The organism is Chryseobacterium sp. FH1, assembly GCF_000735135.1.
Lineage (GTDB): Bacteria > Bacteroidota > Bacteroidia > Flavobacteriales > Weeksellaceae > Epilithonimonas.
In genome coordinates this window covers 541915-560302 of record NZ_JPLZ01000002.1, presented here as the reverse complement: position 1 = coordinate 560302, position 18388 = coordinate 541915, and the positions used below count along the sequence as shown (strand labels likewise).

20 protein-coding genes are annotated in these 18388 nt (G+C 37.8%); 12 read left to right on the top strand and 8 right to left on the bottom strand.

What is annotated here, in order from left to right; all coding sequences use genetic code 11:
- The 4 genes from IO90_RS03905 (at position 1) to IO90_RS18815 (ending at position 3472) form a co-directional block, all read left to right on the top strand.
- Complete coding sequence (locus tag IO90_RS03905; RefSeq protein WP_051878237.1) at positions 1 to 903, top strand: GLPGLI family protein; 903 nt, start codon at positions 1 to 3, stop codon at positions 901 to 903.
- 150 nt (positions 904 to 1053) lie between these two features.
- Entirely contained in the window at positions 1054 to 1260 is a 207-nt protein-coding gene (locus IO90_RS03900; RefSeq protein ID WP_076768758.1) for a ferrous iron transport protein A, read from the top strand.
- The gene (feoB, locus tag IO90_RS03895) at positions 1260 to 3296 is read left to right on the top strand and encodes a ferrous iron transport protein B (protein WP_034964057.1); all 2037 of its coding nucleotides are present in this window, start codon (positions 1260 to 1262) and stop codon (positions 3294 to 3296) included. Before IO90_RS03900 ends, feoB begins: the two co-directional genes overlap by 1 nt.
- Before the next feature lie 35 nt (positions 3297 to 3331).
- Positions 3332 to 3472 carry a FeoB-associated Cys-rich membrane protein gene (locus IO90_RS18815; RefSeq protein ID WP_117596574.1) on the top strand — a complete coding sequence of 47 codons (141 nt, stop codon included), beginning with the start codon at positions 3332 to 3334 and terminating at the stop codon, positions 3470 to 3472.
- Positions 3473 to 3475: 3 nt separating this feature from the next.
- Here the strand turns inward: IO90_RS18815 and IO90_RS03890 are convergent, their stop codons facing one another.
- Together IO90_RS03890 and IO90_RS03885 are read right to left on the bottom strand one after the other, a co-directional pair.
- Positions 3476 to 3766 carry a type II toxin-antitoxin system RelE/ParE family toxin gene (locus IO90_RS03890; RefSeq protein WP_034964054.1) on the bottom strand — a complete coding sequence of 97 codons (291 nt, stop codon included), beginning with the start codon at positions 3764 to 3766 and terminating at the stop codon, positions 3476 to 3478.
- A complete protein-coding gene (locus tag IO90_RS03885) occupies positions 3754 to 3978 on the bottom strand; it encodes a hypothetical protein (RefSeq protein ID WP_034964047.1) in 225 nt (74 codons plus the stop codon). Before IO90_RS03885 ends, IO90_RS03890 begins: the two co-directional genes overlap by 13 nt.
- A gap of 79 nt (positions 3979 to 4057) precedes the next feature.
- Here IO90_RS03885 and IO90_RS03880 point away from each other — a divergent pair, with 79 nt between their 5' ends.
- The 4 genes from IO90_RS03880 to IO90_RS03865 all read left to right on the top strand — a co-directional run bounded on the left by IO90_RS03880 (position 4058) and on the right by IO90_RS03865 (position 6987).
- A complete protein-coding gene (locus IO90_RS03880; protein ID WP_131450815.1) occupies positions 4058 to 5059 on the top strand; it encodes a DUF4421 family protein in 1002 nt (333 codons plus the stop codon).
- A gap of 69 nt (positions 5060 to 5128) precedes the next feature.
- On the top strand, positions 5129 to 6511 hold the full coding sequence (gene glmM / locus IO90_RS03875; RefSeq protein WP_034964044.1) for a phosphoglucosamine mutase: 1383 nt from the start codon (positions 5129 to 5131) through the stop codon (positions 6509 to 6511).
- Positions 6512 to 6544: 33 nt separating this feature from the next.
- Positions 6545 to 6739 carry a DUF2683 family protein gene (locus IO90_RS03870; protein WP_034964041.1) on the top strand — a complete coding sequence of 65 codons (195 nt, stop codon included), beginning with the start codon at positions 6545 to 6547 and terminating at the stop codon, positions 6737 to 6739.
- A complete protein-coding gene (locus IO90_RS03865; protein WP_034964040.1) occupies positions 6730 to 6987 on the top strand; it encodes a Txe/YoeB family addiction module toxin in 258 nt (85 codons plus the stop codon). The genes IO90_RS03870 and IO90_RS03865 overlap by 10 nt, the downstream gene beginning before the upstream one ends.
- 44 nt (positions 6988 to 7031) lie before the next feature.
- On the opposite strand, the gene IO90_RS03860 is transcribed toward IO90_RS03865, so the two are convergent.
- The 3 genes from IO90_RS03860 to IO90_RS03850 form a co-directional block, all read right to left on the bottom strand.
- Positions 7032 to 7598 carry a YdcF family protein gene (locus IO90_RS03860; RefSeq protein WP_034964037.1) on the bottom strand — a complete coding sequence of 189 codons (567 nt, stop codon included), beginning with the start codon at positions 7596 to 7598 and terminating at the stop codon, positions 7032 to 7034.
- A gap of 58 nt (positions 7599 to 7656) precedes the next feature.
- A complete protein-coding gene (locus IO90_RS03855; RefSeq protein ID WP_034964035.1) occupies positions 7657 to 8892 on the bottom strand; it encodes an MFS transporter in 1236 nt (411 codons plus the stop codon).
- Positions 8893 to 9340: 448 nt separating this feature from the next.
- On the bottom strand, positions 9341 to 10846 hold the full coding sequence (locus IO90_RS03850) for a GH3 auxin-responsive promoter family protein (RefSeq protein WP_034964034.1): 1506 nt from the start codon (positions 10844 to 10846) through the stop codon (positions 9341 to 9343).
- Between the two features lie 548 nt (positions 10847 to 11394).
- On the opposite strand from IO90_RS03850, the gene rplU reads away from it, so the two are divergent.
- Positions 11395 to 11790: a 50S ribosomal protein L21 gene (rplU, locus tag IO90_RS03845; protein ID WP_034964031.1), complete on the top strand. Its 396-nt coding sequence runs from the start codon at positions 11395 to 11397 to the stop codon at positions 11788 to 11790.
- Positions 11791 to 11815: 25 nt separating this feature from the next.
- Positions 11816 to 12073, top strand: coding sequence for a 50S ribosomal protein L27 (gene rpmA / locus IO90_RS03840; RefSeq protein WP_028121647.1), 258 nt, complete (start codon positions 11816 to 11818; stop codon positions 12071 to 12073).
- A 73-nt stretch (positions 12074 to 12146) separates the two neighbouring features.
- On the opposite strand, the gene IO90_RS03835 is transcribed toward rpmA, so the two are convergent.
- The 3 genes from IO90_RS03835 to smpB form a co-directional block, all read right to left on the bottom strand.
- Complete coding sequence (locus IO90_RS03835; protein ID WP_034964028.1) at positions 12147 to 12887, bottom strand: YebC/PmpR family DNA-binding transcriptional regulator; 741 nt, start codon at positions 12885 to 12887, stop codon at positions 12147 to 12149.
- Between the two features lie 99 nt (positions 12888 to 12986).
- Entirely contained in the window at positions 12987 to 14468 is a 1482-nt protein-coding gene (locus IO90_RS03830) for an OmpA family protein (RefSeq protein WP_034964026.1), read from the bottom strand.
- A 67-nt stretch (positions 14469 to 14535) separates the two neighbouring features.
- On the bottom strand, positions 14536 to 14994 hold the full coding sequence (gene smpB / locus IO90_RS03825) for an SsrA-binding protein SmpB (protein ID WP_034964024.1): 459 nt from the start codon (positions 14992 to 14994) through the stop codon (positions 14536 to 14538).
- Between the two features lie 78 nt (positions 14995 to 15072).
- Here smpB and IO90_RS03820 point away from each other — a divergent pair, with 78 nt between their 5' ends.
- On the top strand, positions 15073 to 16695 hold the full coding sequence (locus IO90_RS03820; RefSeq protein WP_034964020.1) for an ABC-F family ATP-binding cassette domain-containing protein: 1623 nt from the start codon (positions 15073 to 15075) through the stop codon (positions 16693 to 16695).
- Positions 16696 to 17009: 314 nt separating this feature from the next.
- Positions 17010 to 18383 (top strand): alpha-amylase family glycosyl hydrolase, encoded by a 1374-nt coding sequence (locus IO90_RS03815; RefSeq protein ID WP_081871768.1) that lies wholly within the window; start codon positions 17010 to 17012, stop codon positions 18381 to 18383.
- The last annotated feature ends 5 nt before the right edge of the window (positions 18384 to 18388 follow it).

Sequence of the window (18388 nt, the reverse complement as noted above, 5' to 3'; positions counted from 1 at the left end):
ATGAAATCTCTCAAAAAATTACTCATTCTTCCAATTTTGATGTTTGGAACAATGGTATTTGCTCAAACATCCTCCAACCGATTTTTCTACGAATTGACTTTCAAACCGAAAAAAGATTCTGCAAAAGTTGAAAAGGTAATGACGACGCTTGACATCACAAAAGAAAAATCACTTTACAGAGATTTCACTTGGGTGGCTCAGGATTCTATTATGAAAGTTCAAGTAGAGGCGATGCAAAAATCCGGTGTTTTCAAGGATATGTCAAAATCTATGACAATGCCAAAATTCGCTTATAAAGTTGAAAAAGTCTATCCAGATATGAAAGTGATTTTGGAAGAAGGACTTCAAAACGGGATGACGCCGATGAAATTGGGTTATGTTGACAACACAAAATTCAATTGGAATATCACGTCCGAAAAAGTAAAAATCGGAACTTACAATACTCAGAAAGCGACGACAGAATTCGGAGGCAGAAGATGGAACGCTTGGTTTACATCAGACTTGCCTTTTCAAGATGGACCATATAAATTCAATGGTTTGCCAGGTTTGATTGTAAAAATTGAAGACGACGGCGGAAACTACTCTTGGGAATTGAAAGGAAATAAAAAAGTTGACAATTTTGAAGAACTTTCTTACATCGAGAAAATCTCTCCTGGAGGAACATCGAAACGTGTGGAAGTATCGAGAGACAAATTTGAAAGTACAATTGCAGATTTCAAAAAAGATCCTTTTGCTACAATCCGACCAATGTTGAAACCGGAGATGATGTCTCAAAAAATTCCTGGAAGCGACATTAGCATTGGAGAAATGGTGAAAAAACAGGAAAAAATGTTGAAGGATTTTTATGATGCCAACGACAATCCAATAGAACTTGCTGTCGTGAAAGACAAAAAGAAAAAATAAATCACAAACCGGGAAAAATTGCTTCCCGGTTTTTTTATGACTAATATCCTTATTTAGATTTATTTAAAACAAGCTATATTTGCAGTTCTAAAAAAATGAATTTTGCAAAGCAAACATCCCTATAAATTGTGCTGTTTCCCCAAAAACAAAATGGGTAAAATCACAGGTTATGACAATGAAAATCTGCAAATGCCTACCAAGATATTGGAAATGGGACTACTTCCGGAAACCATCTTTCAAGTTCTTTATCAGGCACCATTTGGCGGTCCACTTTACATAGAATACGGCTCCGAAAAAACCAGAGTCGCATTGCGGGAGGAAGAAGCAGAATTTATAAATGTAGAAGTTTGGGCATAATGCAGAATCAGAAAAACAAAAAGCAAATTCTATTGGTTGGAAATCCGAATGTCGGGAAATCCACGCTTTTCAATAGTCTTTGCAACAGAAAACAAAAAACCGGAAACTACGCTGGCGTTACCGTTGCGAGCCTTTCCGGAAATTATACTTATAAAAATGAAGAGGTAGAAATTACAGATTTACCTGGTTCATACAGCATTTATCCAACTTCCGAGGATGAAGCGATATTTTCCAGATATTTGATTCAGGAGCAGGAGAACTATGCTGGCGTTTTGTACATCGCTGACGCCATCAATATGAAGCGAAGTTTGCTTTTGTTTCAGCAGATTCAGGATTTGGGAATTCCGATTCTGATGGTCGTGAATCAAATAGATGAAGCGGAAAAACGTGGCATAAAAATCAATACTGATGCGCTTTCCAAGAAACTGAATGTTGATATTCTAAGAACAAATGCGAAGGAACATTTGGGAATTGAGGAAGTGCGTGAAGCTATTTTTAATAATCAATTCAAAAAAACCGCACAAAGTACTTTTGAAATTCCGATTGAACAAAGAGGTTTGGTGCACAAAATTGCTGAAAATACAAAAGACCACAATCTTTACAAAATCTGGACACTTCTCGCGACCGACACTTATCTCGGAAAGATTGAAAGAATCAACGAAATCATCAGCCAAGAAGATGCAAAATGTAATGTTCCAAAGCGACTTCAAATTCAGGAAACGGTTCGCCGTTATCAGAATATCGACAAAATAATCTCTGAAACTACAGAAAAAACACCTCAGAAAAAACAATTGCTGACGGAAAAACTTGACCGTATTTTGGTTCATCCAATTTGGGGTTATTTGGTTTTTCTTTTGATTTTGTTAATCATCTTTCAAAGTGTTTTCTTTTTGGCAGAATATCCGATGAATTGGATAGAAGGCGCGTTCAGTTGGCTTTCCGATTTTTCCGGAGAGAATCTTCCTGAAGGTCCAATCAATTCATTGATTTCAAATGGAATTGTGCCAGGAATTGGAGGCATTGTCATTTTCGCACCGCAGATTGGGATTCTGCTTTATTTCCTTTATCTATTGGAAGATTCCGGTTATATGGCGAGAGTTATCTTTTTGATGGACAGATTTTTAAGACCTTTTGGACTTAATGGAAAAAGTATTGTCCCATTGGTTTCCGGAACAGCTTGCGCGATTCCAGCGATTATGTCCACGAGAAACATCGAAAACATCAAGGAAAGATTGATTACCATTCTCGTAACGCCTTTTATGACGTGTTCTGCGAGGTTACCAGTTTACAGCATCATCATCGGATTGATTATTCCAGACGAGAATTTTTATGGCATCAAATACAGAGCTTTGGCACTTTTGGCAATGTATCTTCTAGGATTCGGAATGTCACTATTTTCTTCATTGATTCTTAAAAATTTAATCAAAACCAAAGTCAAAAGTTTCCTGGTAATGGATTTGCCGACCTACAAAATGCCTTTGTTCGGCTATGATTTCAAATTGGTTTTAGGTAAAGTGTGGGAATTCATCACAGGTGCGGGGAAAGTGATTTTTGCAGTCAGCATTATTTTGTGGACTTTGAGTTATTTTGGACCATCAGAAAAGACAAATCAAACGATTGCTTCTGATGTGAAGTTGGAGCAATCTTATCTTGGAAAAATCGGTCGTTCTATGGAACCAGCGATTGCACCTTTGGGCTACGATTGGAAAATGGGCATCTCAATTTTGACAAGCTTCGCGGCGCGAGAAGTTTTCGTGGGAACTTTGTCAACACTTTACAGTTTGGACGAGGAAGCGCCGGAAGGCCGATTGATTGAGAAAATGAGATTGGACGTTCATCCAAATGGCGAAAAGGTTTTCAGCTTTGCAACAGGCGTTTCGATTTTGCTTTTCTATGCTTTTGCGATGCAATGTATTTCTACGATAGCGGTAGTTTACAAGGAAACCAGAAGTTTGAAGTGGACAATGTTGCAGACTTTTGCAATGACAATTTTGGCATACTTTTCGGCACTTGTTGCTTATCAGATTCTGAAATAATTTTCAAGAAAAATCCTTAAGGAAAATTTAAAAAAATGGAAAACTCAATCATCATACAGTACGCAATCATCGGATTATTGGTTTTGGGAGCGTTGTATTTCATTTTTAAGAAATTTGCCAAGACATTTTCCAAGAAAGACAGCAAAAACTGTGGTCCTGATTGTGGGTGTTCTTAAGGATTAAATTGACAAATCTTTTTTGTTAGCCCAAAAAGAAACAATTTCGATTGTCTTTTTCTGAATTCTGTAGTGAATAGAAAAATTTTCCAAGACCAAAACTCGTCTTACTTCTTCTTTTGCTCCGATAATTTTTGCTCCAATAAAAGGATTATGTGCCAATAGTTTTTCTTTTCGCTCTACTTCCTCTATTATTTTTAAAGCGTAAGCGTTGGATTTGTTGTGATTAATCCAATATTCTAAAGTTTCGAAATATAATGTTTCCGCTTCGGTAGTCCATTTTATTTCGAACATAATGCTCTTGCTTTTGTGTGAACATCGGAACTGCTAATCAATTTACTCTCATTTGCCTCATCAATTCCTTTATTAATAGAATTCAATTCTGCCACAGAGACATTTACAATTTCTTCGGACACTTTCTCAAAAGAAAATTTCATTCTCTTCAAAAGACTTTCTAAAAATTTTGATTCTTCTGGAGTTGTAGGATGAACGACGATTGTATCCATAAATGCTTTTTAACAAAGTTATAAATAATTATTAAATAAGGAAAAAGTATTAATTTTAGCCTTAGAAAATCAATACTGATTGAAACTTAACTTTACATTTCTACTTCTCACTTTCTGCATTTTCACATCTGCACAAAAAGACAGCATCAATAGTCAAGTGATTTCCTACGACGACAAGATTATGCTTCGATTGAATATCGATACGAATACGAACGAACTCGTCATTTCGTCCCGAGACCTTCTCGTAGAACCAAGATTGGCACTCAACAATCAGATTAATACAACTTTTGGGATTGATTACAAATTCATCAGTGCGAGTATTTCTTTTGCCCCAAAATTTTTTCCCGGTAACAACAATGATTTGAAGGGGAAAAGCAGTTTTACGAGTTACAACTTTAGATTTTTCCCGAAAAATTTCATTCAGACGCTTTCCTATAAAAATAGCAAAGGGTACTATTTGAAAAACACCCAAGATTACGTTGCCGATTGGAGGAAAAACAAAGACCCGTATTTGACTTTTCCGAATTTGAGGTTTCAAAGTTTCGGTGGTTCCACGTCTTATATCATTAATAATAATTTTTCGCTACAGGGAATCTATTACCAGAAAGAATGGCAAACGACGAGTAGTGGCAGTTTTGTTCCGGCTTTCAATTATGAATACGTGATATTTTCTGACATTCAGGATGGGACGAAATCCCGTGAGAGACGTTTAGATTTGAGTCTCGACCTTGGTTATCATTACAATTATCTTCTCACCAAAAATATCAACATTGCGCCTTTTATCTATGGCGGATTGGGGAAAAGATGGAGCAATTATAAAAATGATGTGAGTCTAAATGAAAGAGACAAAGACAATTATTTCACGCAAAACTTTGGCGCAGGATTACATTTGGGTTACAATTCTGAGAAGTTTTTTTTTGGTTCTAAGGTTAATTACTCTGGAAATCATTACAAAGACAACGACTCAAATGTGACCGAAAATGATTTTTACGTTCTCTTTTTCATTGGTTATCGACTAAATGCGCCGGCGAAAGTGAAGAAGATCTATGATAAAATTCAAGACAAAATACCTGCGTTGTAATCTTTAGTTAAAACTCAAATCAGTTCTTTTTAATACATTTGCATTCAGAAAAAAACCTTAAAATTCTATATGTCATTAATAAAATCAATCTCCGGAATCCGAGGAACTATTGGCGGAAAAGTAAATGATAACCTGACGCCTCTTGACGTGGTGAAATTTGCTTCCGCTTTCGGAACGTGGCTTCAGAACAATAAAAATAAAAAAGATTTAACGCTTGTCATCGGTCGTGACGCTAGAATTTCCGGCCAAATGGTTTCTTCTCTTGTTGCTTCAACTTTGCAAGGTTTGGGAATCAATGTGGTTGATTTGGGACTTTCCACAACGCCAACCGTAGAAATTATGGTTCCCGAATTGAAAGCTGACGGCGGAATCATCCTGACCGCTTCTCACAATCCAAAACAATGGAACGCTTTGAAATTGCTTAATGAAAAAGGCGAATTCATAAGTGGCGAAAATGGTGCAGAAGTTTTGGCTTTGGCAGAAAACGAAGATTTCAATTATGCGGAAGTGGATGATTTGGGGAAATATGAAACCAGAGACGACGCTTTTGACATTCACATCAAACAAATTTTAGACTTGCCAACTGTAGATGTCGAGGCGATAAAAGCTAAAAAATTCAAAGTTGTACTTGACGCTGTAAATTCAACCGGCGGGATTTCTATTCCACCACTTTTGGAGAAATTAGGCGTTGAAGTGATTAAACTTTATTGCGAACCAAACGGACAATTTCCTCACAATCCAGAACCTTTGAAAGAGCATCTTGGCGACATCTGCGAATTGGTCATCAAGGAAAATGCAGATATGGGAATCGTGGTTGACCCGGATGTTGACAGATTGGCTTTGGTGGACGAAAAAGGAGAAATGTTTGGCGAAGAATACACGTTGGTTGCTGTTGCAGATTACCTTCTGAAAGATAAAAAAGGCGTGGCCATTTCTAATCTTTCTTCCAGTCGTGCGTTGAGAGATGTGGCGAAAAACTTAGATTCAGAATATTTTGCAAGTGCTGTTGGAGAAGTGAATGTGGTGACATTGATGAAAGAAAAAAATGCCGTCATCGGTGGTGAAGGAAACGGAGGAATCATCTATCCGGAACTTCATTACGGAAGAGATTCCTTGGTTGGCGTTGCTTTATTTTTGACTCATCTGGCTAAAGAAAACAAAACGGTATCCGAATTGAGAGCTACTTATCCATCATATTTTATGGGTAAAAAGAAAATCGAATTGACGCCGGATATCGACGTTGATGCTTTATTAATCAAAGTTCAAGAAGAATATAAAAACGAAGAAATCTCAACCGTTGACGGTGTAAAAATCGACTTCCCTGAAAACTGGGTTCACCTAAGAAAATCTAACACGGAACCGATTATCAGAATTTATACTGAGGCGTTTTCTCAAGAAGAAGCGGACAAATTAGGCGATGATATGATTGCGAAGATTAGAAGTTTGATATAAAATATTTTTATTAATTTTAATAAAAATTAGACAATGACAATTACTATAAATCCAAAAAATAAAAAAGAACTGGCTAAAATAAAGACCATTCTCAAAGCGATTGAGGTAGATTTCATTGAGAGTGAAGATTCTTATGATAAAGATTTTGTTTCCAAGATTGAAAAATCAAGAAAAGAAATCTCAAAAGGGGAAACAAAAAAAATTGCTCTCGATGACCTATGGAAATAGAGTTTACCAAACAAGCTGAGAAGGATTTGGAATTTTGGAGGAAGTCTGGAAATAAATTAATTCAAAAGAAAATTTCCGACATTTTAATAAGCATTCAAGAAAATCCATTCGAGGGAATTGGCAAGCCAGAAGCCTTGAAATACAGTTTGACCGGTTCTTGGAGCAGAAGAATCAATTTGGAACATAGAATTGTTTACGAGGTAATTGACGAAATTATTTATATCGAATCTCTAAAAGGTCATTATTAAAACAAAAATCAAGGAAGCAAAATCTGCTTCCTTTTTTATTTCAATTAAATAGCTTCTTTATAATGAGCCACAAACTCGCGAAAAATGGAGTAGAAATCCCTCAACTCAAAATAATCCGGACTTGCACTTTCTATATTCTCAAAACCTTTTTTTCTGAATAATTTCTTGGTTCTGGTCTGATGAAAATATTGCGAAACCGAAATCGCACTTTTGAAATTCAAACTATCCATCATTCTCATCGAATTCTCAACCGTTTTCTCCGTGTCATTTCCGAAATTATCAACTAATATTTTGTCCGCTGGAATTTTATTTTCAACTAAATTTTCCTTCATTTTCTTTCCTTCCCAAAAGCCTTCTTTTCCCAGTCCTCCGCTGACAATAATTATTTTAATTCTATTTTGATTGTAAAGTTCCAAACTTTTATCAAGTCGAGCTTTCAATCTTTCGGACAAAGTTCCATCTTCATTCACTTTATTTCCAAGAACAATTGCAACATCTGCGTTTGTCTTTTTATCATTCAATCCATCAATGGTGATATAAATTGAATGTGCCAAAAACCAAACCATCAGAATGACAAAAATCGATTTAATAAAAATGAAAACTCTCTTCATTACAAATCCAATTTAAAGCATTTAAGCCAAAAGCAATCAGCCATTTGCCAAAAGCAATCTAATACTGCATCTTCCTCAACTTCTTAGAAGTCGCACCAATAAACAAAGCCGTCAAAACCGTCATCGTTCCGCCAAAAACCACAGAACGCACAACGCCCATCAGTTTCGCCGTCAAGCCACTTTCAAATTGCCCAAGCTCATTACTCGACATTATGAAAATCGAATTCACGCTCAAAACACGTCCACGGATTTCCTCAGGCGTTTTCAACTGGACAATCGTTCCACGAATCACAACGCTGATGCCGTCCAACATTCCGCTCAGAACCAAGAATGAAAACGACAACCAATACATTTTCGACAATCCAAATCCAATGATACAAAGTCCAAAACCAGTCGCCACAAAAAGCAATATTTTACCTTGATTTTTACGAAGCGGAACCAAAGAAAGCGTAATGATAATAATCATCGAGCCAATATCCGACGCCGCGTTCAGAAGTCCAAAACCTTCCGAACCAACCTTCAGAATATCACTCGCAAAAACCGGAATCATCGCCACCGCGCCACCAAAAAGCACGGCAAACATATCCAACATTTGGGCGCCCAAGATTTCCTTCGTTTTATAAATGTAAGCCAAACCTTCCTTCATACTTTCGAAAACCTTCACGTCTTTTTTCGTGTTCTCAGAAAATTGTTTGTTAATCGTCCAGAAAAACAAAGACGACAAAACCATACAACTCACAATCACCACCAAAGTCCATTTTATAGTAATCAACGCGATCAAAAATCCTCCCAGAGCGTGACCAGAGACCGATGCAATCAAAAACGTCGCTTGATTTAGCGTCACCGCGTAAGGCAGATTTTCCTGCTTCACAATTCTCGGAATCATACTTGGAACCAGCGGTCCCAAAAACGAACGACAAATCCCCGTAAAGAAAATCACGGCGTAAATAAAATAGGTAATTTCGTGACCGTCAAAATGCATCTGATGTCCAAAAAACGCCGGAATCAAAAGCAAACTAATCAAAACCACATACGCATAATTGCAAATCAAAAGCAGTCGCTTCTTCTCATTCATATCGATGACGTGACCAGCATAAAGTGCGCAAGAAACAGCAGGAATCACCTCAGAAAGTCCAATCAAACCAATGGAAAACGGGTCTTTCGTCAATTGATAAACCCACCAGCCAAGCAGAGTTGCCAGCATCCGGAATGCAATAATCAGGAAAAATCGACCTGTGAGAAGATGGCGAAATTCAATATTTTTTAAAACTCGGAGTGGTGTTATCGAAATCATCCTGCAAATGTAAGAGATAGCCGTTAACTGGCGTTTAATTTCGGTCAATTATTTTTGGAGCTGTTTCCCGCTGTCCACTATATCTTTTTTTGCTTAGACGATTTGTCATCAAAAGAAAATTTTCTCAAAAGCAAAAAAAGGATGCCGTTCCCATCGGGGCTATGGGATTTGCCTGCCAATCGACGTTTCCATAATACTAGAAATATTCTAAAATTGTCGAATCCTTGAAAAAACTTTCGACTCCGCCGAGACCGAAATTGCAATTATGCTCGCATTAGAGTTGTCACACTGAGCGGAGTCGAAGTGCCATTCATTTTTTATAAATTCCGCAAGGTTTCGCTCCTACGAAGCTCCGCTTTAAAAAATCTTGAATCGCAACAAACATTTAGCTCCTACGGAGCTTTACACAAATACCATTAAAGCTTAATTTAGTGTTATTTAATCAATTTTACAATCTAAACCCAGACAAAAAATCGCCAATTTTCCTATCATTCGCCAATCTAGGAATCTTGTTTTGTCCGCCCAATTTCCCTTCGGATTTTGCATAATCCTGGAAGGCATTTTTCTTTAATTTTGTGATGACCAATGGTTGCAGAATATTTCCCGAAATCAAATCATCATAATACGTATTTCGTTTTCTGAGTTGCAAATCCAATTCAGATTTGAACGCTTCAAAATTTTCCGGCTTTTTTTCAAACTCGACAAACCATTCGTGGTAAGGCAAACCTTCCGCTGGATTCACTTGTGGTGCAAGATGGAATTCTGTAATTTGTGCTGGAAATTTCTCAACAGTTGCTTTCAACGCTTCCTCCACTTCAAATGCAATCACGTGTTCGCCAAAAGCGGAAGTGAAATGTTTGGTTCTACCAGAAACCATAATTCGGTAAGGATTTTTATCAATAAATCTCACCACATCACCAATGGAATATGCCCAAAGCCCAGAATTGGTCGTCAAAATCAAGGCGTAATCTTTATTGAGTTCAATTTGACCAAGTGTCAATCTATGACTGTCACACTGAGCGGAGTCGCAGTGCTCCAAAGGAACAAACTCATAGAAAATCCCGTGGTTGGTCAACAGCAACAAGCCTTCTTTCGTATAATCATCCTGAAAAGCGAAGAAACCTTCCGAAGCTGGAAAAGTCTGGACAATATCGACGGGTTTTCCCAGCAATTCATTCATCTTGTCGCGGTAAGGTTCGTAATTCACGCCACCAGTTATGATTAATTGAAGATTTGGAAAAATCTCTGTGATTTTCTTTCCGTGGCGGTCAATCAGTTTCTCAAAATACATTATCAACCAAGGCGGAATTCCGGAAATCAAGGTCATATTTTCCTTCTCGGTTTCCTCTACGATTTTATCGATTTTGGTTTCCCAATCTTCGATGCAATTGGTTTCCCAGCTTGGCAATCTGTTTTTCTGAAGATAATTTGGAATGTGATGTGCCACGATTCCAGATAATCTCCCGTTTTTGATGCCGTTGATTTCTTGCAATTCGGGTGAACCTTGCAGGAAAATCATTTTTCCACCAACGAAATCTGCATTGTTTTTTTTGGCAATGTAATGGAAAAGTGCACTTTGAGCACCGCCAATTTGGTAAGGCATTGCTTCTTTGGAAATCGGAATGTATTTGGCGCCGGAAGTTGTCCCTGAGGTTTTCGCAAAATATTCTGGCAAATCTGGCCAAAGGATTTTGGATTGTCCTTTTTTGATTTTCTCTATGTATGGTTTCAAATCTTCGTAATCTGCTATCGGAACGTTACTTCGGAAATCCTCAATAGTCTTTATCATTTCGAATTGATGTTCTCTTCCGAACAAGGTTTTCTCTGCAGTTTTGACGAGTGATAGCAAGAGATCTTCCTGATTCTTAACCGCATTGGTTTTGAAATCTTTTGTTTTGGCGATATGTTTTTTGGCCCAGATGAGCGCGATATTTTTCTTGATAAAATCCAACATCATTAAGAATTTTCGGTTGTCAAATTTATAAGTATTCTTTAATATAATAGATGTTAGAAGTTAGATTTTTTGAGATTGTAGGTTTGAACACAAAACGCACTAAGATTTTTTTTAAATACTAACTGCTGTTAGGTCACAAAGGCGCTTCGTTTAAAAGAGATTAGTAATTTGAGGATTCTCGCAGATTTGCTAAATTATGCAGATTAAGATGAAATTCTAACTGAAAGACAAACATCAATTTTATTTTGAATGGTGAACTATTGTAGAATCTGCAGCCCGACTTATCTCATCTTTTCTATTTTTTTTTATTTGAATCGATGAACCACTTCGTTAGGTTTGAGCGGAAATCCTTTTTTGAGTAATCTTCGAGTTCTATTTAAAGGGAAATCGTGAGCAAAAAAGATTGCGAACCCTTCGACAGGCTCAGGATAAACTACGGCGGATAAAGCTGCCCAAATAATTATTATTGAAAAGTTTGTGATAAGGGTTTGTGTTTTAGAAAGAAAAAGTGTACTTTTGCACCTCGAATAATATAAAATTTATAAACAATGTTTGCAATTGTAGAAATAGCAGGGCTTCAATACAAAGTTGAGCAAAACCAAAAGTTGTTTGTGAACCGTTTGAAAGGAGACAAAGGAACGAAAGTTTCTTTTGACAAAGTTCTTCTTACTGTAAACGGTGCAATCACAATTGGTGCCCCGGCTGTAAGCGGTATTACCGTAGATGTAGAAATTCTTGACCACGTTCAGGCTGACAAAGTAATCATCTTCAAAAAGAAGAGAAGAAAAGGTTATGCTAAGAAAAACGGTCACAGACAATCTCTTACTCAAATCATCGTAACTGGTATCACTGGTTTTGATTCTGAGAAAAAAGAAGCTAAAAAAGCGGCACCTAAGAAAGCGGCTAAAGCTGAAGTAACAGAAACCAGCGAATCTGCTGAATAATTTTTAACCACAAAGTTTAAATAAAATGGCACATAAGAAAGGAGTTGGTAGTTCCAAAAACGGTAGAGAATCTCATTCCAAAAGATTGGGCGTGAAGATTTTTGGAGGACAAGACGCTATTGCTGGTAACATCATCATCAGACAAAGAGGTACTCAGCATCACCCAGGTGAAAATGTTGGGATGGGTAAAGATCACACTTTGCACGCTCTTGTTGACGGTAAAGTTGTTTTCAGAAAGAAAGCTAACAACAGATCATTTGTATCTATTGAACCAAACGCATAATTAAAAAGCGTTTTATAAAAATAAAAAATCCTGAGACTTATGCTTCAGGATTTTTTATTTTGTGATTATTGTATTAAAGCGTTTCTAATTGCGCTTCCGTGAATTCCATATTGTGGAAAACGTTCTGAACGTCATCGTCTTCTTCGAAGCGTTCCAGCATCTTCATATTGGCTTTGAACTGGTCTTCTGTCATCTCTTTAGAACTATTTGGGATTCTTTGTAGTTCTGCACTTTTAACTTCGATTTTTAAGTCGTCTAGTTTGTGAGACATCGCGCCAAAATCTTCAAAGGCAGTTGTGATTAGAACTTCTGTTTCATCTTGGTCAATTTCTTCTGCCCCGCCGTCTATCATTTCCATTTCAAAATCATCCCATTCGGTTTTGATCTGCGCCTTCTCGATAGTGAAAATTCCTTTTCTATCGAAGATGAAAGCTAGTTCCCCATTCTTCCCAAGATTGCCGTCAAACTTGTTGAAAATCGCTCTTACGTTGGCAACCGTTCTTGTTGTGTTGTTCGTAGTACATTCTACAAAAAACGCAACACCGCCTTGTCCGTAGCCTTCATAAGTTACTTCTTCATAATTCTCCGCATCTGCGCCACTTGCCTTTTTGATTGCTCTTTCTACATTGTCCTTTGGCATATTAGCACCTTTGGCATTTTGAATGCATCTTCTAAGCGCTGGATTGGCTTCGGGATCTGTTCCGCCGGCTTTAACTGCCAAGGCTATATCTTTTCCTATCTTGGAAAACGTTTTGGCCATTTTGTCCCATCTGGCCATTTTTGAGGCTTTTCTATATTCGAATGCTCTTCCCATTACAAGTTTTATTTTATAATACAAAAGTACTGAAATATAGAAACAAAAAAAATACCTCCAATAAAATTGGAGGTATTTATATTTAGAAATAATTATTAATTATTTTCTTTTAGTAGCTCTCTTTTTAGCTGGAGCTTTCTTAACAGTTTTCTTCTCTACTACTGGAAGATCTGATTTTTGAAGAGCATCCCAAGCAGCGCCGTTTACAGCCTCTACTACAACTTTTCTATCAGCTTGTCTTTCAGCATCTGAAGCAGTTGCAGGAACTTTAGCATCTCTAGCACCTACACCAACTGATTTCAATTGAGTTGAGCTAACACCTTTAGCCTCCAACGCAGCAACTACAGCAGCAGCTCTTTGTCTAGATAGTTTCAAGTTGTATGCAGCAGCACCTTTAGCATCTGTGTAACCAGTAACTAAGAAAGTAGCATCTTTCGCTCCGTTAAGGATAGTAGCAGCTTGTTCAATTTTACCTGCAGATTCTGCTCTTACAGTTGCTTTATTAAAGTCAAACAAGATGTTTGTAAGTGCACCTGTAGCCTCATCAGCATAAGCAGAAGCTGGTTTAGGACAACCTTGATATTGAGCAAGACCGAAAACTGTAGGACAAGCATCATCTTTGTCTAATACTCCGTCTCCGTCAGTATCTGGCCAAGGACAACCTTTGTTTTCAGCTGGACCAGCAACATCTGGACAAGCATCATCTTTGTCTAATACTCCGTCTCCGTCAGTATCTGGCCAAGGACAACCGTTGTTCTCTTTTGGACCTGCTACATCTGGACATTGATCGTCTTTATCTGGAATACCATCTCCATCTGTATCAGGACATCCTTGGAATTCTGGTAAACCTGGTTCGTCCGGACATAAATCGTCTTTGTCTGGAATTCCGTCTTTATCTCTATCTGTATTTCCGAATCTAAACAATAAAGATGCAGAAGCTTGCCAGAAATTAGCAACATTTGATTTATCAACAGGAGTTGTAACATAATCTCCTTGAACACCTAAACCGAAGTTTTTAGTTACCCAGAAATTGATACCAGCACCAGTACTTACTGTGAAGTGATTAGCTTTTCCAGAAACGTCACCATCCTTATTGTAAGAAGGGTAGAAAGCTCCTTTAGTATCAGTTGCAGGGAAAGACAAACCTGTATAGTCATGTCTCAAGTAGTTAGCACCTACTCTCAAGAATGGATCAAACCATGACTCCTCGTCCCATAAAAGACCTGCGGCCTTAAATTGAACACCAAGACCTGTCATTAAGAAGAATTCCTTCTCCATAGCAAATCTTTTGTTGTCAACGTTTCCAACAGTCGTTTGCCAGTCAAGAACGATACCTTTACTAAGGCTTCTTGCAACTGTCAATTTAGAAAGTGGTGGTGTAATTGAATACTTAGATACACCGAATAAGTTGTCTTTAAAATTGTTGAACGCGAATGTATTGCTGAAGTTTCCTCTCTGAGCAACGTGGTTCACTCCATGAGCACCTACACCTATCACCCAAGGGTTGGTAGTAGTTTGCGCAAAAACAGTTGAGGCGACAGTAAGTGCCAAAGCTGTAATTCCTAATTTTAGATTTTTCATAGAATTAAATGATTAAATAATTGATAATGCAAAATAAATATAATTTTTCTTTATAAACAAAGTTTTTTTAACTTTTCTTTAATAACCGCTGAATGTTAACCTTATTCTCTCTATCCTTGATAGCCTCTCTTTTATCAAACAACTTTTTCCCTCTGGCTAATGATATAAGCAATTTCGCTTTTCCTTTATCATTAATATATAGCTTGAGTGGGATTATCGTATTGCCAACATCCTTTAACTTTTTTTTAAGTTTTTGCAATTCGTAACTATGCAGTAACAATTTCCGTTCCCTTTTTGTTTTATGATTGTAAAAAGTTCCCAATTTATATTCGTCAATCATCATATTAATGACATAAAGTTCGTCATCAATAAACTGGCAAAAGCTTTCTGTGATTGATGCTTTGGAAGATCGGAGAGATTTTATTTCGGTTCCTGTCAAAACCAGACCTGCCTCATACTCGTCTAGGATTTCGTATTCGAAACGTGCTCTTTTGTTGAAGATATTAACAGTTTTTTCTATTTTCATAGTGTTAAATTATTATAACTATAGGGCTTTCCTCATCCCAACTAATTTTCGTAATTTTGCACAAACTTACAAAACAATATGTTAACAGTATCTAATTTATCATTACAGTTCGGGAAAAGAGTTCTTTTTGATGAAGTCAATATAAAATTTACAAAAGGGAATTGCTACGGTATCATTGGTGCCAACGGTGCAGGGAAATCGACTTTCCTTAAAATATTAAGCGGAAAACAAGACCCAACTTCTGGTCACGTTTCTTTGGAAAACGGAAAAAGAATGTCCGTATTGGAGCAGGACCACTTTGCTTACGACAACTTTACAGTATTGGAAACCATCCTTAGAGGGAACAAAATGCTTTTCGACATCAAAGAAGAGATGGACGCTTTGTACGCAAAAGAAGACTTCTCTGACGATGATGGAATCAAAGCTGGAGAACTGGGCGTAGTTTACGACGAAATGGGCGGATGGAACTCTGAAGCCGATGCGCAGACTTTGCTGTCAAACGTTGGTATTTCAGAAGATATGCATTACCAATTGATGGGCGAACTTGAGAACAAAGACAAAGTAAGAGTTTTGCTTGCTCAGGCATTGTTTGGGAATCCAGACGTATTGATTCTGGATGAGCCTACCAATGACTTGGATATCGCTACAATCGCTTGGTTGGAGGATTTCTTGGCAGATTATGAGAACACCGTGATCGTTGTTTCTCACGACCGTCACTTCTTGGATACCGTTTGTACGCACATCGGAGATTTGGATTATGCTAAATTAAATCTTTACACCGGTAACTACTCTTTCTGGTATCAAGCTTCACAATTGGCAACAAGACAAAGAGCTCAGGCTAACAAAAAAGCTGAGGACAAGAAAAAAGAATTACAGGATTTCATCGCGCGATTCAGTTCCAATGTAGCGAAAGCGAAACAGGCAACTGCACGTAAAAAGATGATTGACAAATTGAACATCGACGATATCAAACCTTCATCCAGAAGATATCCAGCCATCATTTTCGACACCGAAAGAGAAGTTGGAGACCAGATTCTAGACGTAAAAGGCCTTGAAAAAACAAAAGATGGCGAATTACTCTTCACAAACATCGACCTTAATCTTAAGAAAGGTGATAAAGTAGCCGTAATCTCAAGAAACTCTTTGGCAATCACAGAATTTTTCGAAATCCTTGCCGGAAATCTTCCTGCAGACAAAGGAAATGTGGCTTGGGGCGTTACGACGAACCAATCGCATATGCCTTTGGACAACACCAATTTCTTCCAAGATGACATCAACTTGGTAGACTGGTTGAGACAATTCACGAAGAATGACGAGGAGCGTCACGAGGAATTTATGAGAGGTTTCTTGGGAAGAATGCTTTTCTCTGGCGACGAGGCTCTAAAATCTTGTAAAGTCCTTTCCGGAGGTGAAAAAATGAGATGTATGTTCAGCAGAATGATGCTTCAGAAAGCGAACGTTCTTCTTTTGGATGAGCCTACGAATCACCTGGATTTGGAAAGTATCACAACCTTGAACAACTCATTGAACAACTTCAAAGGAAACATCCTATTGTCTTCCCACGATCACGAGTTGCTTGGAACGGTTTGTAACAGAATCATCGAGTTGACGCCGAAAGGAATAATCGACAGAGATATGACTTACGACGAATATCTATCTGACAAGAAAATCAAAGAATTACAGGAGCAGATGTATTCTTAATATTATTTGGGCGCCTTTATCCGTCTGTAGTTTATCCTGAGCTTGCCGAAGGGCTCCCAATCTTTTTGCCAAAGCTTTACCAGCTACAAAAAAGGATTTCCGCTCAAGTCGGGGCGCGGGTTTCTACATAAAATTAAACTTTGTCTTCAAAATAAAGTTTCATACACAACCCTTTCAGAGTTTTGAACTCTGAAAGGGTTTTTCATTTTGTACATATTTCAAATCTTTAAAAAAGTTTTTCAAGTACAATATTTTTCAATTAAAATTAATGAAAATCAAAAACTCTTATTAATTTAGAGAAATATATAAACCTTATGAATTCATTAAAATACTTACTCCTCATTCTGATGATTCCGTTTTTGGGATTTAGTCAGACCAAAGACCCACGCTATCAGCCAAAACCTTACGTAGAACTCAAACATCCGGAATGGAGCAAAAATGCGACAATCTACGAAGTCAACATTCGACAGTACACAAAAGAAGGCACTTTCAAAGCGTTCGAAAAGCATTTGCCAAGACTTAAAAAAATGGGCGTTGATATCCTTTGGTTAATGCCAATCCATCCCATCGGAGAAGAGCATCGGAAAGGAAAATTGGGAAGTTATTATTCCGTAAAAGATTTCAAAGGCGTGAATCCTGACTTTGGAACGTTGAAGGATTTCAAGAGCTTGGTTGACAAAATCCACGCAATGGGAATGTACGTCATTATCGATTGGGTGGGGAATCATTCCGCTTGGGACAATCCTTTGACCAAAGAACATCCGGACTGGTACACCAAATCCAGAGAAGGCAACTTCCAGCCAACGCCTTGGTACGATTGGGACGACGTCATCGACTTTGATTACAACAATCCCGACTTCCGAGAATATATGACCGGCGCATTGAAATATTGGGTAAAAGAAGCAAACATCGATGGTTATAGATGCGACGTTGCAGGCTTCATCCCAGTCGATTTCTGGGACAATGCGAGAGAAGAAATGGATGCGATAAAACCCGTTTTTATGTTGGCAGAATGGGAATCCCGTGACCTTTACAAAAAATCCTTTGACGCGACCTATTCCTGGTCGCTTTGGGATAAATTGAAAATCGCTACAACAGGCGGAAAAGGCGCCAACGCACTTTACGAATATATGGCGCACGATGTCGGCAGTTTTCCGCTGGATTCATATCGAATGTTGTTCACAGACAATCACGACAAGAATTCTTGGGAAGGCAATCAATATTCCAACTTCGGAAAAGGGTTGGAAACGGCAATGGTACTTTGCGGAACTGCCAACGGAATGCCTTTGGTCTACAGCGGACAGGAAGCTGGATTGGACAGAAGCCTTGAGTTCTTCGAGAAAGACCAAATCGTTTGGAAAGACCATAAATTCTATGGAATGTATCAGAAACTATTTGATTTGAAACATAAAAATCAAGCACTCTGGAACGGAAAATACGGAGGAGAAATGATAAGAGTGACGAACAATCAAATGAGCGAGGTCCTATCCATCTACCGAGAAAAAAATAACGATGCGGTTTTATCCATCTATAATTTCTCCGATAAAAGTTTGCCAACTTCCGTTGATACTAAATATTACAATGGACAATATCGAGAATTGTTTACGGGCAAAATCTACAATATCAATTCTGAAAAGACGACAATGAATTTGAAACCCTGGGAATACTTGGTTTTGGTAAAGAACTAAAAAAA